Origin of the sequence: Arsukibacterium sp. MJ3, from assembly GCF_000987765.1 — a bacterium.
Taxonomy (GTDB): Bacteria; Pseudomonadota; Gammaproteobacteria; order Enterobacterales; family Alteromonadaceae; genus Alishewanella.
This window is the reverse complement of the sequence record NZ_LAHP01000169.1, coordinates 1-473: the sequence shown is the minus strand read 5'-3', so window position 1 is coordinate 473 and position 473 is coordinate 1. Positions and strand designations below refer to the sequence as shown.

General features: G+C 46.5%; 1 protein-coding gene. It reads left to right on the top strand.

Features of this window, described 5'->3' with window-relative positions; all coding sequences use genetic code 11:
• On the top strand, positions 1 to 255 hold a 255-nt coding region (locus tag VT06_RS17325; protein WP_046555581.1), incomplete at its 5' end, for a thioesterase family protein.
• Positions 256 to 473 lie beyond the last annotated feature (218 nt).

Genomic DNA, 473 nt, shown 5'->3' with positions numbered 1-473 from the left:
GGCGTGGTGATTATGGCAAGCGTTATTGAACGTTTAGATAACGATCTAACCGCAGAACAAATCGTAAAGCACATGGCCCGCTGCGGTACGATTGATTTACGTGTGGATTATGTACGCCCTGGCCGTGGTAAAGAGTTTATTACTACCGCTACCATTATTCGTTCGGGCAGCCGAGTGGCTGTTGCGCGTATGGAGATGCATAATGAAGAAGGCATGTTAATTGCTTTTGGTACAGGTACTTACATCGTTGGCTAAAACGCCTTAAACTGCATTAAAGGCCGAAGTGCCTCTTACATAGGTAAAATTCGTGGCTGATCAGAACACCCCAGATAACGCACCAAATGTTGCTCGCCAAGGCGTTTTCTTTGCACTTGGCGCCTATATGATTTGGGGTTTAGCGCCTATCTATTTTAAAACGCTAGCCCATGTACCTGCACTCGAAGTGCTCGCTCATCGAATTATGTGGGCGTTTC